This window comes from Butyrivibrio sp. MB2005 (genome assembly GCF_000424285.1).
In the GTDB taxonomy this organism is placed as follows: Bacteria; Bacillota; Clostridia; order Lachnospirales; family Lachnospiraceae; genus Butyrivibrio.
On sequence record NZ_AUJP01000010.1, the window covers coordinates 183,359 to 200,159 of the forward strand.

The 16,801-nt window shown below is 42.9% G+C and carries 17 protein-coding genes; 3 read left to right on the plus strand and 14 right to left on the minus strand.

What is annotated here, in order from left to right; genetic code table 11:
• Positions 1-134: 134 nt before the first annotated feature.
• Both G610_RS23895 and G610_RS0106550 read right to left on the minus strand, forming a co-directional pair.
• Entirely contained in the window at positions 135-269 is a 135-nt protein-coding gene (locus tag G610_RS23895) for a recombinase family protein (protein WP_242829622.1), read from the minus strand.
• Between the two features lie 25 nt (positions 270-294).
• Positions 295-1,104, minus strand: a complete 810-nt coding sequence (locus G610_RS0106550) for an EFR1 family ferrodoxin (protein WP_196809817.1) — start codon at positions 1,102-1,104, stop codon at positions 295-297.
• Between the two features lie 135 nt (positions 1,105-1,239).
• Here G610_RS0106550 and G610_RS0106555 point away from each other — a divergent pair, with 135 nt between their 5' ends.
• On the plus strand, positions 1,240-2,100 hold the full coding sequence (locus tag G610_RS0106555; protein ID WP_026524161.1) for a LysR family transcriptional regulator: 861 nt from the start codon (positions 1,240-1,242) through the stop codon (positions 2,098-2,100).
• Between the two features lie 15 nt (positions 2,101-2,115).
• Here G610_RS0106555 and G610_RS23025 read toward each other — a convergent pair whose 3' ends face one another.
• The 6 genes from G610_RS23025 to G610_RS0106580 all read right to left on the minus strand — a co-directional run bounded on the left by G610_RS23025 (position 2,116) and on the right by G610_RS0106580 (position 7,629).
• A complete protein-coding gene (locus tag G610_RS23025; protein ID WP_155830977.1) occupies positions 2,116-2,271 on the minus strand; it encodes a hypothetical protein in 156 nt (51 codons plus the stop codon).
• Between the two features lie 76 nt (positions 2,272-2,347).
• Positions 2,348-3,124 carry a ZIP family metal transporter gene (locus G610_RS0106560; RefSeq protein WP_026524162.1) on the minus strand — a complete coding sequence of 259 codons (777 nt, stop codon included), beginning with the start codon at positions 3,122-3,124 and terminating at the stop codon, positions 2,348-2,350.
• 78 nt (positions 3,125-3,202) lie between these two features.
• Complete coding sequence (locus G610_RS0106565; RefSeq protein WP_026524163.1) at positions 3,203-3,478, minus strand: acylphosphatase; 276 nt, start codon at positions 3,476-3,478, stop codon at positions 3,203-3,205.
• Between the two features lie 40 nt (positions 3,479-3,518).
• Positions 3,519-4,595, minus strand: a complete 1,077-nt coding sequence (locus tag G610_RS19985) for an HAD family hydrolase (protein WP_051197749.1) — start codon at positions 4,593-4,595, stop codon at positions 3,519-3,521.
• A 293-nt stretch (positions 4,596-4,888) separates the two neighbouring features.
• Entirely contained in the window at positions 4,889-6,529 is a 1,641-nt protein-coding gene (locus tag G610_RS0106575) for a glycoside hydrolase family 9 protein (RefSeq protein ID WP_026524164.1), read from the minus strand.
• A 215-nt stretch (positions 6,530-6,744) separates the two neighbouring features.
• Positions 6,745-7,629, minus strand: a complete 885-nt coding sequence (locus tag G610_RS0106580) for an FKBP-type peptidyl-prolyl cis-trans isomerase (protein WP_026524165.1) — start codon at positions 7,627-7,629, stop codon at positions 6,745-6,747.
• A gap of 233 nt (positions 7,630-7,862) precedes the next feature.
• On the opposite strand from G610_RS0106580, the gene G610_RS0106585 reads away from it, so the two are divergent.
• Both G610_RS0106585 and G610_RS19990 read left to right on the plus strand, forming a co-directional pair.
• A complete protein-coding gene (locus G610_RS0106585; RefSeq protein WP_026524166.1) occupies positions 7,863-8,930 on the plus strand; it encodes an NAD(P)-dependent alcohol dehydrogenase in 1,068 nt (355 codons plus the stop codon).
• A 97-nt stretch (positions 8,931-9,027) separates the two neighbouring features.
• Positions 9,028-10,008: a GTP-binding protein gene (locus G610_RS19990; RefSeq protein WP_051197752.1), complete on the plus strand. Its 981-nt coding sequence runs from the start codon at positions 9,028-9,030 to the stop codon at positions 10,006-10,008.
• On the opposite strand, the gene G610_RS0106595 is transcribed toward G610_RS19990, so the two are convergent.
• From G610_RS0106595 to G610_RS0106620, 6 genes are all read right to left on the minus strand, one after another.
• Complete coding sequence (locus G610_RS0106595; RefSeq protein WP_026524167.1) at positions 9,995-11,350, minus strand: MATE family efflux transporter; 1,356 nt, start codon at positions 11,348-11,350, stop codon at positions 9,995-9,997. The genes G610_RS19990 and G610_RS0106595 overlap by 14 nt on opposite strands.
• Before the next feature lie 75 nt (positions 11,351-11,425).
• Positions 11,426-12,418, minus strand: a complete 993-nt coding sequence (locus G610_RS0106600) for a DMT family transporter (protein WP_081667276.1) — start codon at positions 12,416-12,418, stop codon at positions 11,426-11,428.
• Positions 12,419-12,459: 41 nt separating this feature from the next.
• On the minus strand, positions 12,460-13,632 hold the full coding sequence (locus G610_RS0106605) for an iron-containing alcohol dehydrogenase (RefSeq protein WP_026524169.1): 1,173 nt from the start codon (positions 13,630-13,632) through the stop codon (positions 12,460-12,462).
• A gap of 86 nt (positions 13,633-13,718) precedes the next feature.
• Positions 13,719-14,378, minus strand: a complete 660-nt coding sequence (locus G610_RS0106610; protein ID WP_035791708.1) for a methionine ABC transporter permease — start codon at positions 14,376-14,378, stop codon at positions 13,719-13,721.
• Positions 14,371-15,384: a methionine ABC transporter ATP-binding protein gene (locus tag G610_RS0106615; RefSeq protein WP_026524171.1), complete on the minus strand. Its 1,014-nt coding sequence runs from the start codon at positions 15,382-15,384 to the stop codon at positions 14,371-14,373. The genes G610_RS0106610 and G610_RS0106615 overlap by 8 nt, the downstream gene beginning before the upstream one ends.
• An 87-nt stretch (positions 15,385-15,471) precedes the next feature.
• On the minus strand, positions 15,472-16,467 hold the full coding sequence (locus G610_RS0106620) for a MetQ/NlpA family ABC transporter substrate-binding protein (protein ID WP_026524172.1): 996 nt from the start codon (positions 16,465-16,467) through the stop codon (positions 15,472-15,474).
• Between the last annotated feature and the right edge of the window lie 334 nt (positions 16,468-16,801).

A 16,801-nucleotide genomic window follows, 5' to 3' on the forward strand; every position in this document is an offset into this window, starting at 1 on the left:
GGTGTTTTAATCTTGTTTATATGAAACTACGCCTAGGGATGCTATTTTTTTATTCAGATACATTCATTTAGATTTCCATGCTATCTGGATTTAGAAGAAAATCATAAACACTCATTACCAATATGCCTTCATCATTATAAAGCGGTGCCACAGCATCCTTTACGATAAACGATTCTACCGCAATAAAAAGGATTGCTAAGCATTCTATTAATGTAAGCAGACTGCCATCTGGTAAGCCCTGTTGCAGTCTTTCGCCCCTCCTGCTCCATGATGTCCTGAATTTTACGAACACCATTACTGCTGATTAGCCTCTATAAGCTCTTTCAGTGTGATATGAACATTTCTGTATCGGGCTTCCGGGTTGGGCTCTTTTACTGTGGCAAACTGCAGGGCTTTTGTAGGGCAGGCCTGGATGCATGCCATACAGTTTATGCAATTCGTGTAATTATAGTCCGGGCGATTGTTTTCCAACCGGATACATCCTCGTGGACAGATACGGCTGCAGGTACCGCAGCCGACGCAGCGTTCATCTACGCGGTAAAGCGGGAAGGAATACATTGGGCCGGCTTGTTCTTTGAAGTGCATGTAGCCATTATAAAAATCCGTTTCTTCCTTTGACGCAGCCTGAATATAGTGCTTTTCTGTATCGATGTCAGCTTTGATCAGTGCAAGATGCTCGTCAACTTTCTTTTCACCTTCGATTTGTCTCTGCTGATCCATATCAAATACTATAATTGCGTTGTCATGCATGATAATGGTATTGATATAATTCGCTTTTTTCCCGATAGATGAAAGAAATTCCTGGGTACGGCCGGCAACCCCACCGTGATGGCAGCCGTAGGTCACAACCAGATAAAAATATTCTGTTTCAAATTCTGAATCACGGATGAAATCCTTCACCATAGGCGGGATCTCAAACTCAAAAAGCGGGCAGACAATCCCGATCTTATCGGCAGTATAATGCCGGTTTGTCTTTTTCATTTCCTGGGGAATGCTGACAAGTTCCTGATCCAGCTGCTTCGCTGCATAGAGACTGTTTCCGGTTGCTGAAAAAAATAAGATCATCTCAGATTTCCTTTCCTTTTCTTTACTTGATGAATACATTATAACTCCTCCAATGATCCATGCAAAATAACAATTTCAAATAGTCTGTCATACAAAAATCAAATTTCAGACTGGTGATAAACCGCTCACTTTGCTATACTTGTATCACTATAGAGAAAGCATGGGGACATATGCATGGATATGATAAGTCTTGAGATCTTTATGATGGCAGCAGAAGAAAGAAATATCACAAAGGCAGCGAAACTGCTGCATCTGTCTCAGCCAACAGTCTCCAGAAGGATCCAGGAACTGGAAGATGAGCTTGGCCGGCAGCTGTTCTTGAGGACGAACAGATTTGTAACTCTGACTGATGAAGGCAGGCAGTTCAGGGAAACAGCATCGGATATACTGAGAATCTACAGAAAAGCAGTTAACCGGGAAAAGGATCCGAAATTTCTAAAAGGTGATATATACATCGGATCAGGAGAGATCCCGGCTTTTTCAAAGCTTTCGGAACAGATCCGGGACTTCCGCCGCCTGCAGCCCGGAATCTGTTTTCATATTCAGTCTGGAAATGCCGAGGAAATCCGTGAGGATGTGGAAAAAGGAGTCCTTGATCTGGGGCTGTTGACCCGATCCGTCAGTACAGAGCTCTTCGAAAGCCTGGAGTACCCGGGAAAAGCATGCTGGGGTGTTCTAGTAAAGAATGACCATCCTCTTGCATTGCGGGAACAGATCAGAGTCGAAGACCTTGAAAAGGAATCCCTGATCATTCCGGAAAATCAGGTATATTACAGGGAATTGACCGGCTGGTTTTCCAAAAGTCCGGACATAGCCGCTGTCTATACCCTGGCACATAATGCCATCCAGCTTGTAAAGCAGGGGCTTGGCCCCATGCTGTGCTTCGAAGATCCGGACCTCCTGAGGGAAGGACTCACGTTCGTTGCGATTGCTCCCTGCAAATGGGCTACGCCTCTGCTGATCTGGAAGAAACGAGAAGCACAGTCAGATGCAGTCAATGCATTTCTGAAATATATCGAAGAAACAATGAACTGACCTGATGCAAGTCATTTATGCATGAGAAAGACTAAGGCCATTTGCCATACCTGTTACTTCTGCTGTCAGCAACAAGCTTCTGATAGCAGGGAAAGCAAAACGTTCTGCCATTACCATAAGGACAAGGATGACTACAATTGCAAGGTGTAACTGGACCAAGCTTAGGTGCAATACTGTGTGGCACCCTTGAAATGCCATTTCAAATTTATCGGTTTCACAGCCAAAGTGCTGTAACCTTCATTTTCATTCATCCCAAAGCCACATCAAGGGTCATCATGAGGGTAAATCCCAAAGCAAACATCAATACTCCGATATTTGAGTGTTCTCCCTCAGACATTTCTGGAATAAGTTCCTCTACAACCACATACATCATTGCTCCGGCTGCAAAGGAAAGCAGATAAGGCATCACCGGCACAATCAATCCGGCAGCCAAAACTGTAAGAAGCGCTCCAAGAGGCTCAACAGCTCCTGACAAAGCACCTCCCATAAAAGCCTTGAACCTACTCTGGCCCTGAGCATGAAGAGGCATCGAAATGATAGCTCCCTCCGGGAAGTTCTGAATAGCTATACCAAGAGCCAGTGCCAGTGCACCTCCTGCCGTAACCGCAGCAGAGCCTGCACGTAGTCCGGCAAAAACCGCTCCAACTGCCATTCCTTCCGGAATATTGTGAAGAGTAACCGCAAGAACCATCATTGTTGTTTTCTTTAGGTTTGCCTTTGGTCCCTCTGCTTTCTCAGCATTCATGTGAAGGTGAGGGATCACACTATCGAGAAACAGCAGGAACAGAATACCTAACCAGAATCCTATTACCGCAGGAAGAAAAGAGAGCTTTCCCATAGATTCAGATTGTTCCAGAGCAGGAACAATAAGACTCCATATGGAGGCCGCCACCATTACTCCGCTGGCAAAGCCCGTAAGTGCACGCTGAACCTTATCATCCAGTTCTTTTTTCATAAAGAAAACTCCGGCTGAGCCCAGGGCTGTCCCGGCAAATGGGATTAGTAATCCTAAAACCGTCTCCATTCGATTACCCTCCTTTCTCTGCACATCGATAATGAACTCTTCGATCATATGTCCGGTTACATAATCATGAAAACATATCTAATACTTAATCTGAAAACTGCTTTCATCCTCAGGTGGTATGGTCGCCTTTGTCATATCAAGCACTTCTATAAAACGTCCATCCTTTACCTTTTGAATAAACATATCTATGGTGTCCGGATCTCCCTGAACCTCCACAGTTACAGAGCCGTTCCACTCATTTTTCACCCATCCGGTAAGTCCGTACATGGTTGCTGTGTGGTATGCGGTATATCTAAAACCTACACCCTGCACATAACCTTTAAAATTCAGATGAGCTCTAATAATTTCTGACATGAATTACCGTTCCTTTGCATATTGATGTTATAGGATAATACTATGCTGCATTAGCATCAGCCTCAGGCTCCACATACTGTATGTCAGATCTTTTTATAGTATCAGGATAGATCTTAAGGAAATCATTTTTCATGGAAATCGGAACATATCCCTGCTCCCTGTAGCCTGCGGATTTTTCTTCCCAGTCTTGAGTTCCCCACTCACGAACATCATCATCTGCAACTATCATATATGCTGCTGAAGGATAGGGATTTCTGCTATCCAGCGCATAGTTCATCATACTGGTATCGCTGCCGCTGTTTCCAAAGGCCAGAACCGGATACTGTCCGATCTCACGTTCAATCCAGATCGTCTTATTCGCGTTAAGGTTTTTCTGAATGAATTCGCCTGTAAAAACAAGCTCATCGCCATCGGCATACTTAAAGTCCATATTGGAGGAGACATCCTCGTTCCCCTTTACCTTAACCTCAAACTCTGTGCCTATCACATGGGCAGGAGATACATATTCACTGATTGGAGAATTTGCAACGATTGCCCTTGTAGTTGTGCGCTCAGTACCGCTTACCACATAAATAGTAAAACCATTGTCATAAAGGTATTTCACAACTTCCACCATCGGCAGATAAAATCCGTCAATGTAGCGCATATTCTCAAAGCTGTCTGTCTGCTTCTGACCGAATTTCACAGCATAATCATACAGCTCCTTTACAGTCATTCCTGCGTAGGCCTTGGCAAAATTCCTAGCAAGTTCTTCTCCTGCCGTATATCCCGGCATAATCTCCGCAGCCGCTGCCTTAAGCTCATCTGAGACTCTTTCCGGATGATCTGTCAGGCAAAAGTTTATAAACATCATGGTGTCATAATAGGTATAGAAGGTCTCACAGGTTAGTGTACCGTCCATATCAAAGACAGCTATACGATCCTCCTGGGGTATAAAATTCTCAGCATCATTTTTATTCGTAACCTTTGCCACATAACTGCGAAGGCTTTCTGCTGCCTCAGAATCCGCGGACCAATATTCACCCAAAGCCTTGGTATTACTCTTTCCGCATGCGCCACAGATTAAGCAAACAGTAACCACTACGATCAATATGCTTCCAAATATTCTTTTTCTCATAAGTTCCCCCTTAATAAAAAATAGATGCAGGACTAAATACCCTGCACTTAAATTATACATTTATGTCGTCAATATACTATTAAATGAACATAAAATGTCAGTTTATTGTTATTTTATATTTAATAAATCCCGCCTGCCCAGCAAAATCCTCCTTTTATCTACACCTGAATATCCAGTGTGGGAGCCGCTTCTATCTGGGTATGCTCTATCATATCCTTTAATATATCGTCAAAAGCTGAGAAAACTTTACATGAAAACACCCCCGGATATTTGAATATCCAAGGGTGCATAAATCATTTAAGAAGACCTGCCATTACGAATACAAGAGGTGAATTCCAGTAAATAGTAATCTCATTTAATGAATAGCAGTCAATGTGATCTAAATAGCATTTCATTGGGGGCAGATCCTTGGGAAGTGTCTGCGCTCTTTCATCCTGAAGTCCCACATTGGGACCACCTGAAACCAACCCCGGCCAGGGCTCTTCGATATCGTCGATTGCTGTGGGACGAAGATGAGGATTCTTGTAAGCCTTCTCTCCGTTTCCTGTCACATAACTCACATCCATGCTGTTGCAACCAAGAAGATAATCAAGACCTGAAGTTATCACATTTTTATATTTTTCCTGAGGATCAAGGCAGTTCGCAACCGTAGCTACCATCATATATTTTAGAAGCTCCATGTTGCTGCCCCAGATAAAGTCGCCCTTCAGCATGCAAAGGTTAAAAGCGTTTTTCCCTGCATTTTCACATAATCTGTCAGCTTCCCGGATGATGCTGTCCTTTGCCAGTTTTTTGAGCTCGTTATCTTCTTTCATTAATAGAAGAGAAAGCGAACCAAAACCAGCCACATCTGTCCATCCAAAGCATGTAAAGATATTGCCCTGATAGAACTTAAAGGAATCTTCCTTATCGTAAGCGATGACCTTTTCCTTCAATATAAGAGCATCATCATAGTACTTCTTTTCACCTGTTGCTTCATATAAAGAGCAGGCTGCCCAATATCTGTTGGAAAAATCCTCCGGCTCAGGATACTCTCCTGTATTAGAGCCTTCAGCATTCTTGAAAAGAAGAGGCTCCGGATTGGCCTTGAGCCACTCGTATGCCTTAATTGCTTTTTCTAACAAAAGCTTAGCGTATTCACTGTCATAGTCCTTGTAGACTGTGTAAGCAAGCGCAAATACACCGGCAATATCAGCTGTAGCAAGAGAAGATACGCTGAACAGGAAAAGCTCGTTCTTATCATCCTCCGGCATAATAAAGTCAGCATGATTAAAGGTAGTAACCTTGTGCCACACAGAACCGTTTTCCCTCTGCATCTTCATAAGAAAATCAAGCTCAACCTTTACCTCAGCTAAAATATTGGGATACTGACCCTTTTCACATTTCTCGGAAGGGATTTCAAAATTAATATTAAGAAGATTCTCAAAAAATCTGACACCATAAAGAAGATGGGCAACAGCTGTAGCTCCTGCTGTGGAGTATCTTCCATAATCTCCTGCATCATGCCAGCCGCCGCAAACATCAACAGGCTCTACATCCTCACCATAAACCGTAGCCTTTGTAAGATGGCAGGGCTCATGATAGTACTCACCTGCAAACTCCTTGCTAAGACCATGTCCGCATCTAAGATAGTAGAAACACTTACAAATATCATGCATCAGCTTATCGTAAGCCTTACCTGAAATATCAAAGCATGTGCTTTTTACATCTCCTGCTTCTACCTTATATCTGCCCTGACCTGCGAAATCAGAAAAATCAGCAACGTAGGTATCTTCACCTGAAATATCATCAGTTCCAAAATGACTTGTTTTTCCCTCAAAAACAATCTGATCATTTTCGTCAACAAGCTTAAACTCCGGACTGTCAAAGTTTAAAACAGCCTTCTTCTCACCTGACGGCAAAAATCCAACCTGATTAATAAAAATTTTCTCCATGTTTTAGTCCCCTTCCCAAACTTTACCCTGCAAAAATCTGACGGAATAATAATACACGAAATAATCCAAGAAAAGAATACTTTATTACATCTAAAATACGAAAATATTACGAAAATATTTTCGAAGAATTCCCTGATAAAACCGAAAAAATCCCATGCTCATAACTGAGCATAGGACTAAAAAATCAGTTTTCGTTTTATAATTTTACAGCTAAATTACTGTACTTCAACAAGCTCGATCTCAAAGTTCAATTCCTTACCTGCCATCTCGTGGTTAGCATCGAATGTGATTGTCTTCTCGTCCTTGGCTACAACCTTCACAGGGATCGGTCTTCCGTACATATCCTGAAGATAAACCTGCTGATCTACTGTAAGATCCTCGGAGCCCGGCATCTCAGCGATTTCTACTGTAAAGATGGCTTCAGGATCAGCCTCGCCGTAAGCTTCCTCAGGCATAAGGTGTACGTTAATCTTCTCTCCAACCTCCATATTGGCAACAGCCTTATCAAAGCCAAGAATCATCATACCTGCGCCGCATACAAACTGAAGAGGCTCTCCTCTGTCATAGGATGAATCAAACTGGGTACCATCGTTAAAAGTACCTCTGTAGTGTGTTTTACAGATCTTACCAACATTCTTTCCATCAAACTGAGGAGCAGATGAATGACATCCGCTGCAACCGCCGCAGCCGCCTTCATGACCGCAACCTTCTTCATCATGACCACAATGGCCTTCCTCATCATGATGATCTGAGCAGCTGTGTCCCTCGCCGTGGTGATCACAGTTAACACCTGTATTTACAAGCTCGCCTCTAAGGTATGCTGCTACTGCTTCATCAGCATCACCCTCAGCACCTGCGCAGAGCTCAATACCCTTTTCATCAAGTGCAGTCTTGGCACCACCACCGATACCACCACAGATAAGCACATCAATGCTGTTGTTATCAAGAAGACCTGCAAGAGCACCATGGCCCTGTCCATCAGATCCGATGATCTCAGAGGACTTCACCTCTCCATCCTCTACCTCATAAATCTTGAAATTCTCTGTATGTCCAAAGTGCTGAAACACCTGACCATTTTCATAAGTTACTGCAATTCTCATTTTATTTACCTCCAATGCACATGTTTTATCATTATATCAGCATCTTCGAATAATTGCTATTGCTGTTTGCCAAATTGTAAATGGGCAAAACCCTACAATTATTGCTGTCCTTTTATGTGCAATGCTCCGAAAAAGCAGAAGGACACTGTCTTTCCTTGACATAGTCAAATTGCATTCTATATCATAAAATCATGCTAAATAATTGTTCAAAATAAAATAAAGGAGAAAACAGTATGAAAGGTTTTGCAATGCTCAAAATCGGCGAAGTCGGCTGGATTGAAAAAGAGCGCCCTGTCTGCGGACCCATGGACGCCATTTGTAAGCCACTGGCTATTGCTATCTGTACATCCGATGTGCACACTGTTTGGGAAGGTGCTGTAGGCGATCGTCACAACATGATTCTTGGACACGAGGGATGCGCAGAAGTTGTTGAAGTTGGTTCAGAAGTTAAGGATTTCAAGCCCGGTGATAAGGTTCTCGTACCTGCTATCACACCTGACTGGAACTCTCTTGAAGCTCAGAGCGGATTCTCAATGCACTCCGGCGGAATGCTGGCAGGCTGGAAGTTCTCTAACTTCAAGGATGGTCTTGATTCTGAATTCTTCCATGTAAACGATGCTGACGGTAACCTTGCTCACATGCCTGAGGGTATGAGCCTTGAGGACGCATGTATGCTTTCCGATATGGTTCCTACCGGATTCCACGGCGTAGAGCTGGCTGATGTTCAATTTGGTGATACTGTTCTTGTAATCGGTATCGGACCTGTAGGTCTCATGTCTGTTGCCGGCACCCATATGCGTGGTGCTTCACGTATCCTCGCTGTTGGTACTCGTCCTACATGTATCGAAGCAGCTAAGTTCTATGGTGCTGACGAATTCATCAGCTACAAGAACGGCTCTATCGAAGATCAGGTTATGGAACTTACAAACGGCAAGGGCGTTGACCGCGTTGTTATGGCCGGCGGAAGCGTTAAGACTTTTGAGTCAGCTGTTAAGTCCCTTAAGCCCGGTGGAAAAATCGGTAACGTTAACTACCTTGGAAGCGGTGACTTCATCACTATCCCCCGCGTAGAATGGGGCGTAGGTATGGGTCACAAGCAGATCAACGGTGGTCTTATGCCAGGCGGACGTCTCCGCATGGAGAAACTCGGTGCTCTTGTTTCATCAGGCAAGCTAGATGTAAGTAAGCTGTCCACACATGTATTCCATGGTTGGGAGCACATTCCGGAAGCATTACAGCTTATGAAGGATAAGCCCGCTGATCTTATCAAGCCCGTTGTTATCCTTGATAACAATCCGTAATATAAAGCAAGCGAAAAGGAGCGGCTTTAACCAGCCGCTCCTTCTATTAGTAAACATTATACAGCAAATAAACAATAATTGATAAACATTAGAAAATATGAATATTCTTATAGTCTCCGGCTTTTTGGGTGCCGGAAAAACCACTTTTATAAAAGAACTCATCCGCCGCACCGGTACTACACCTGTTGTGCTTGAAAATGAATACGGCGATAACAGTATAGATGCTAAAGAGCTTCGAAGCACTGATACAAGTGAAAAGAAACTCGAAATAATGGAATTTATGGAGGGCTGTGTCTGCTGCACCATGAAGGACAGCTTTGTTAACTCTGTACTTACGATTTTTTCAGGGCTTTCACCGGAATATCTTATCGTGGAGCCTACAGGAGTAGGCAGGCTAAGCAGTATCATAAGTAATCTTCAGCCTATCCTTCACGGCAATATATCGATACTTAACCCTATAGTAGTTCTCTCTCCCAGAAGCTCCAGGCAGAATATGAGTCAGTGGAAAGAGCTCTACACCGACCAGATAGCAAATGCAGGCATCGTAATCTTCTCAAAATGTGAAAATGATTCTCCCGATCTCCTTTCGGAAACTGAAAATGCTGTCCGCAGTATAAACCCTACAGCCAGGATCATAAGCACTCACTACACAGCTCAGGAAGAATCCTGGTGGAAAAGCATAATGGCGCTTCCCGGAGAAGAGGTGACAGCAACAGAATCATCAGATGAGCAGACATCCTTTTCTCAAATTACTATAAATGATGCAAAACTCACTAATCCCGGCGAGCTTATAACACTGCTTGAGGATTGCCTTAGAGGAGAGCTTGGTCACATAGCAAGAGCAAAAGGTACTATCCCTGTTGGAAGCGAAACACTTCGCTTTGACCTTGCAGATGGTCTCTACTCCATAGCAGATTCTCCGCAGTCGGAAAATCAATGTGTTTTCATAGGGGAGGCTTTGGATAAAGCCGGTATATGCAGACGTGTAGGAAGCCGGCTCCTTTCGAAACCGGCTTCGTTATCCATCTCAGATATAAAACGAAAATCAGGAAAACAGCTAAAGGTTACGCATTTTTGATTTTCTTTATCCATTTGCCGCTTCTTAATCGAATTACGCAAACAATACACTTAATAAACTGATCGATCCTAAGCATTATATATACCCAGAATCCCGGCCACTTAAATACAAGTCCTGCCAGGGCTCCAAGAGGAATTGAACATATCCAGAGAAAAATAATATCGGCAACCATAAGAAACTTTGTATCTCCGCCGCCTCTGAGTGTCCCCTTTGTAAGAATACTGTTGGCAGCCTGGAACCAGATTACAAGCGCAACCGCATGCATTAAATCCTTAGCAAGCACTGCTGTCTCAGGCTCAATTTTGTATGCTCCTACGATCAAATTGGAAATAGCCAGAATCAGAACACATCCAAAACCACCGATTATAAAGCCAAGCGCTGCAAAAGTATAGCCCTGAGCTCTTGCCTTCTCAACTTCGCCTTTTCCGAGAGTAATTCCAGTGATTGTACAGCTGGCCTGGCTGATACCCTGAATGACAACTGTGGCAAGAGACATTACGACCGTAGTTATGGAGTTGGCTGCAACAAAGCTTGCACCGATGTGTCCCATTACAACAGCGACCGCACTGTTACCAAGTCCCAGCAGTGTATCAGACACAAGAACAGGGATTGAGATTCTGATATACTCTCCGATCAGATCCTTTACGGAAAGAGTAAGGTCCTTAATACGAAGTCCGATGTTGGTATCCTTAAAGAAAAGGAAGCCCATAATTATAGTAAACTCAACAACTCTGGCAATCAGTGTTCCAAGAGCCGCACCGTTTACTCCCATAGCAGGTGCACCAAGTTTTCCGAAGATGAATACCCAGTTAAAAAAAATGTTTATGAAAAAAGAACAGCAGCTTGAAATAAGCGGGATATTAGCTTTTCCTACACTTCTAAGCATTATGCTGGATGTAACCGCGTAACCGTTTAAATAATAGCAGGGGATGGAAATCAGAAGGTACCCCGTACCTTGACGAATAACCTCTTCCTCCGTTGTAAACAGATTCATGATACCTGCAGGAAAAAGAGCTGTTACCATTGAAAAACACGTAGCTACAATAAAGAGCATTCTGAACATGATATTTACAGACTTTTTCATGCTGAGTCTGTCATTCATTCCAAAGAATCTACTGACAAGAACACTGGCTCCCATACCAAGTCCCATGCACATAATCTGGAAAATGGTGATGAAATTGTTGGCAAGAGTTGCTCCGCTCATAGGTGCTTCGCCAAGCTGTCCAAGCATGATATTGTCGGCCATATTTACGCCAACGGTTATAAGCTGCTGAAGCGCAATAGGAAGCGCAAATGCCACCAGCATTTTATAGAACTGTTTATCTTTTACAAATACCTTCATTTCAAAACTCCCCAACCATCAGATCCGGCCCATAATCCCCGGACCTGTTTTTTTCTTATTTCTCTCAATGCAGTTTTATATTTCAACCTGCGTAATAATGATTGCCCCAAATATCAGGCCGCAGCCTATAAGCTCTCTGACTGACATTACCTGTCCCAAAATCAACCATCCAAAAATAGCAGCAAAAACAGACTCCATACTCATGATGAGAGATGCGACCGCAGGATGAAGCTTTCTTTGACTCACAGTCTGAAGCGTATATCCCACAGCACTTGAAAGAATTCCCGTATAGAGAATTGATATCCATACAGTCGGTGTCATAAGCGATGTGACAAATCCCTGCTTATCCGGCAGAAAGTCAAAGAAGAAGCCGCAGATAAGTGATAATACGCCGCTAACCATAAACTCAGTGCAGGTAAGCGTAATCGGATGCATTCTCGGTGAATATCTGTCTATGCAGATAATCTGAATTGAAAAAAGAAATGCGCATCCAAGAAGCAAAAGATCTGTCCAGGAAAAAATATTTCTGAGAAGCCCTATCAGAACAGCAATCCCGGAACCTGCTACTGCCCCCTCCTGTCCCACATCAGAAAAACAAAGAAGGTACAATCCCACCATGGTAATGCCGGCTGCCACCCATATTTTCGCGGGGCACTTTTTACCAAGAAAGATACCCAGAATCGGAACCATTATGATATAGCAGGCCGTAATAAATCCTGCTTCACCCGCATCAGCCCCAAGTGCTATCCCCGCCTGCTGACACGTAGATGCAAGAAAAAGAGCAACACCGCAAACCGCAGCACCTATAATGTTTTCCTTTGAACCGGAAAGGTTACTTAGCTTATGCTTTGGCATCATAGGAAGGATACATAAGCCGCCTATGATAAATCTTATTCCGTTAAAGGTAAAAGTCCCAATCTCAGCTCCTGCAAGGGACTGTGCAACAAAAGCTCCTCCCCATACAACTGCAGCAAGGAGGAGTAACAACGCACTTATCAGTTTTTTGTCATGTGAAAAGGAGTCATTCTTTTCTGAAGACTCCTTTTCAAAAATCTTATTATCTGTCATTTAATTTACAATACCGTTCCCATATATAAAGTTCAGCCGGGTTACAGAGCACCCTTATAAATCTTATAAACAGCTTCTGCATCCAAAGGACGGATTCTAGAAAGCTTAACACTGTCATTCATAGTGGCATCCATCGCAAGAGCTCTCAAATCATCATCTGTGGGATCAATATCAAATCCCTTAAGACTGATTGGCATACCGATTGACTTAAAGAAAAGAACTGTGCTCTCGATACCTTTTTCAGCTGCTCTCACATCATCAGCTTCCTCGATGCCCCATACACTTCTGGCAAAGCGTGCAAACCTCGGAACAGCATCCTTATAAAGAGTATTCGCCCATGAACCCCATACTGCTGAAAGAGATGCTCCGTGAGTCACATCATATTTTGCAGAAAGGGCATGTCCAAGCTTATGTACTGAGAAATCCTTACCTCTTCCGCACTCGGTCAGGTTGTTATGTGAAAGTGATGAAGCCCAGAAAACTTCTGCCATAGCATCGAAGTCTCCGGGATTCTCCAGAACCTTCTTACCATTTTTAACAACACATCTGATAAGACCTTCTGCGATTTCATCTGTCATATCACAAGTAATACCGGGGATAAAATATCTCTCCATGGTATGCATCATGATATCTGTGATTCCTGCAGCAAGCTGATACTTAGGAAGTGTACTTCCAAGAGCAGGGTTAACAATCGCAAAACGGCAACGGTTAAAATCAGTGTTGATACCTGCTTTTTTGCCAATCTCTTCATTGGTCAGAACAGCTGAATCACTCATCTCACTGCCTGCAGCAGCCATAGTAAGAACCGCTCCAACGGAAAGTGATTTTGTAAGCTCTACCTTTCTGGTCCAAAGCTCCCAAAGCTTCTCGGAAGGATTTGCAGCACCGTGGGCTATAGCCTTTGCTGTATCGATGGCACTTCCGCCACCTACGCCGATGATCATATCAGCACCAAAATCAAGGGCCTTCTGAACACCCTCTTCAGCATGAGCCAGTGTGGGATTGGGCTTTGCTCCGCCAAAATCCTCATAGCTTATACCGGCATCCGCAAGTGATTTCTGAACACGGGAAAGAAGTCCGGACTTTACCACACTCTCTTTTCCGTAAACAAGAAGAGCCTTTTTACCATACTTCGCAGCAGTCTCTCCGGTCTTATTCTCTACGTCTTTTCCAAATACTACTTCTGTAGGTGCATAATATCTAAACTCATTCATGTACCAGCCCTCCGTATATATCTTGCATACAATTTATGTTTCAATATATAATATACTACTCTTCTCACATCTATAAAGACTATTTTTCAGCGCTTTCTGTGGTCGAATTTATTTGAAATCTTTGTTCCGATATTCTGTATGATCTGGAAAATAATAATAAGCAGAATTACAGTGATCAGCATGATATCTGTCTGCCATCTGTAGTAACCATATCTAACTGCAATATCACCAAGTCCGCCACCGCCGACTGTTCCTGACATTGCTGAATATCCAAGAAGCAGGCCTGTTGTAATGGTAAAGCCCATCATAAGAGATGTTCTTGCTTCCACAAGAAGCACCTTGGTAATGATCTGGAAATTGCTGGCACCCATTGATCTTGCTGCCTCAATAACTCCTGCGTCAACCTCCATAAGTGAGGATTCCACAACTCTGGCAATATAAGGTGCCGCGCATATTACAAGTGGAACAATAGTAGCTGTTGAACCATAGCTTTGTCCAACAACAAATCGTGTGAAGGGAATAAGAAGTATCAGCAAAATAAGGAAAGGGATACTTCTTATAATATTGATAATAAAATCAAGCGTTCTGTAAACTATGGGATTGGGCTTAAGTCCCTTTTTACCTGTGACATAAAGTAGTATTCCAAGAGGAAGACCAAGGATGTAACCAATGATAACTGAACCCATGGTCATATAAAGGGTCTCACCTATACCCTGTATGATCATCTCTACAACCTTTTCATTCATTGTAATCTACCTCCGTTACTATAAGTCTTGCATTTTTAAGCTCTGTAATAATAGCTTCCTGCTTCTCTACATCATCGGGAAGACCAAGAATCATCTCTCCCACAGCTCTGCCGCCGATATCCTTTGTATCTGCTTTCAAAATGTTGATAGGTGCCTGAACCTTCAGAATCACGTTTGCAATAACAGGTTCGTATGCTGTATTCTCTTTGAATACAATTCGGATTCTGCGGTCTGCAATAAGCTCCTTCATAGGTGTGTAGCTTATCTTCTTACCGGAAATAAGTTCCTTGGCGGCATCGGTCCTGGGATGTTCAAATATTGTCTCAACAAGACCTTCCTCCACAAGGTTACCGCCGTCAATAATAGCAACTCTCTTACAAACGGTTGTTACAACCGACATCTGATGAGTGATGATTACAACAGTGATACCAAGAGTCTCATTGATGTTTTTTATAAGCTCCAGAATAGATGCTGTTGTCTGGGGATCAAGTGCACTTGTGGCCTCATCACAAAGAAGAATCTCGGGATTGGTGGCAAGTGCTCTTGCTATAGCAACTCTCTGCTTCTGTCCGCCAGAAAGCTGAGAAGGGAATGCTTTTTCTTTTTCCTCAAGCTTAACAAGCTCTAAAAGCTCCTTGGCACGACGCTTTGCATCTGCTCTTTTTACGCCACGGATCTCAAGAGGAAAACAGATATTGTCTATTACATTTTTCTGCTCAAGAAGATGGAAATTCTGGAAGATCATTCCAATATTGCTTCTGGTCTTACGAAGCTCCTTCTCTGAAAGCTTGCCCAGATTCACACCATCAACATAAACCGATCCTTCGGAAGGCTTTTCAAGATAATTTATGGATCTTACCAGAGTAGACTTACCCGCTCCGGACATACCGATTATTCCAAAAATATCGCCCTTTTCAATATTAAGATTAATATTGTTAAGGGCTACGACGGTATTCCCGTCAATCTCAAACTTTTTCGTCAGATTCTTGATTTCAATAACACTCATACATGCTCCCCAATACTAAATATGAAAATATAATTTCGCTAGCGAAATAAAAAAGAGGGAAAGTCGTATGCTTTCCCTCACTTAATCTTAATCCTCAAAGAAAATTACTGCACCGTCATAGGTATCTTCAATAAATTTCTTAATATCATCTGATTTCAATACAGAAACCAGAGCCTTAATCTTATCCTGGGTCTCATTTCCTTCGTATACTGTAATGATGTTTACGTATGTCTTAGCTGCTACTGAATCACTTGATTCATAAGCGATAGAATCCTTTGCTACTGAATAGCCTGCCTCTAATGCGTAGTTACCATTAAGTACCACAAACTCAACTTCCTTAGTAACTCTGGCAACCTGTGCTGCTTCAAGCTCAACGAACTCGATGTTGTATGTGTTCTCCTCGATGTCATTAACAGTAGCTGTAAGATCCGCACCATCCTTTAACTTAATGATTCCATTGTCCTGTAAAAGAAGAAGTGCTCTTGCCTCATTAGTAGTATCGTTAGGGATTGCAATGCGGTCGCCGTCTGCAATTTCATCAAGACTGCTCTTTGTTCCGGGATAAACTCCGAAGGGCTCATAGTGGATTCCGCCTGCACTCACCAGATGAGTACCCTGCTCCTCATTGAAGCTGTTAAGGTACGGAATATGTTCCATGTAGTTTGCATCAAATTCGCCGGACTCTACAACCAGGTTGGGCTGTACATAATCCTCAAATTCTACTACTTCAAGCTCATAGCCATATTCCTTAAGAATTTCAGCAGCCTTCTCCAAAATCTGTGCGTGAGGGATAGGCGATGCTGCTATCTTAATAGTTTCGCCGTTTCCGGGAACAATGTCAAGTGCTGAGTCTGATGAAGTTGTTGTTTCATCGCTGCCTGCTTCTTCTGTGCCTGCATCAGCTACTTCAGTGCTTTCTGCAGCTGCCTCCGTAGAAGCTTCTGTGGAAGCTTCTGTGGAAGTTTCTGTAGCTTCGCCTGCTTCAGTGCCTGCGTCTGACTTGCCGCATCCTGCAAGAGAAGCAACACCAAGTCCAAGTGTCAGTGTTCCGGCTAATAATCTTCCAAAAAATTTCTTTTTCATAACGTCTCCTCTCATAAATCGTATAAACGATAAAAGTTGTTTATTATTTTATATTTGTCCCCCGGACAAATCAAGATTTTCTTACATATTAAATGCCCGGAGTGGTTTCCCCCGGGCATCGGTAAATTCGAATCTGAAATGACAGATTACTGAATACGATTGCCTGACAAATGAGCCAGGTAATCAACCGCATTACATGCCCGGGAGTTCAACATTCGACAACACATTTTCATTTGATTTTTTATACATGTCTTTGTCATCATCTGTTTCCTCCTTCGTTTCTGTTGGGTTAATACTATCATCCCAATGCTCATTTGAAAATTTAGATGTTTTT

Excerpts from the sequence above, each read along its gene's own strand:
- G610_RS23895 (WP_242829622.1), bottom strand. The coding sequence starts at position 269 with ATGGAGCAGGAGGGGCGAAAGACTGCAACAGGGCTTACCAGATGGCAG.
- G610_RS0106550 (WP_196809817.1), bottom strand. The coding sequence starts at position 1,104 with ATGTATTCATCAAGTAAAGAAAAGGAAAGGAAATCTGAGATGATCTTA.
- G610_RS0106555 (WP_026524161.1), top strand. The coding sequence starts at position 1,240 with ATGGATATGATAAGTCTTGAGATCTTTATGATGGCAGCAGAAGAAAGA.
- G610_RS0106560 (WP_026524162.1), bottom strand. The coding sequence starts at position 3,124 with ATGGAGACGGTTTTAGGATTACTAATCCCATTTGCCGGGACAGCCCTG.
- G610_RS0106565 (WP_026524163.1), bottom strand. The coding sequence starts at position 3,478 with ATGTCAGAAATTATTAGAGCTCATCTGAATTTTAAAGGTTATGTGCAG.
- G610_RS19985 (WP_051197749.1), bottom strand. The coding sequence starts at position 4,595 with ATGAGAAAAAGAATATTTGGAAGCATATTGATCGTAGTGGTTACTGTT.
- G610_RS0106575 (WP_026524164.1), bottom strand. The coding sequence starts at position 6,529 with ATGGAGAAAATTTTTATTAATCAGGTTGGATTTTTGCCGTCAGGTGAG.
- G610_RS0106580 (WP_026524165.1), bottom strand. The coding sequence starts at position 7,629 with ATGAGAATTGCAGTAACTTATGAAAATGGTCAGGTGTTTCAGCACTTT.
- G610_RS0106585 (WP_026524166.1), top strand. The coding sequence starts at position 7,863 with ATGAAAGGTTTTGCAATGCTCAAAATCGGCGAAGTCGGCTGGATTGAA.
- G610_RS19990 (WP_051197752.1), top strand. The coding sequence starts at position 9,028 with ATGAATATTCTTATAGTCTCCGGCTTTTTGGGTGCCGGAAAAACCACT.
- G610_RS0106595 (WP_026524167.1), bottom strand. The coding sequence starts at position 11,350 with ATGAAGGTATTTGTAAAAGATAAACAGTTCTATAAAATGCTGGTGGCA.
- G610_RS0106600 (WP_081667276.1), bottom strand. The coding sequence starts at position 12,418 with ATGACAGATAATAAGATTTTTGAAAAGGAGTCTTCAGAAAAGAATGAC.
- G610_RS0106605 (WP_026524169.1), bottom strand. The coding sequence starts at position 13,632 with ATGAATGAGTTTAGATATTATGCACCTACAGAAGTAGTATTTGGAAAA.
- G610_RS0106610 (WP_035791708.1), bottom strand. The coding sequence starts at position 14,378 with ATGAATGAAAAGGTTGTAGAGATGATCATACAGGGTATAGGTGAGACC.
- G610_RS0106615 (WP_026524171.1), bottom strand. The coding sequence starts at position 15,384 with ATGAGTGTTATTGAAATCAAGAATCTGACGAAAAAGTTTGAGATTGAC.
- G610_RS0106620 (WP_026524172.1), bottom strand. The coding sequence starts at position 16,467 with ATGAAAAAGAAATTTTTTGGAAGATTATTAGCCGGAACACTGACACTT.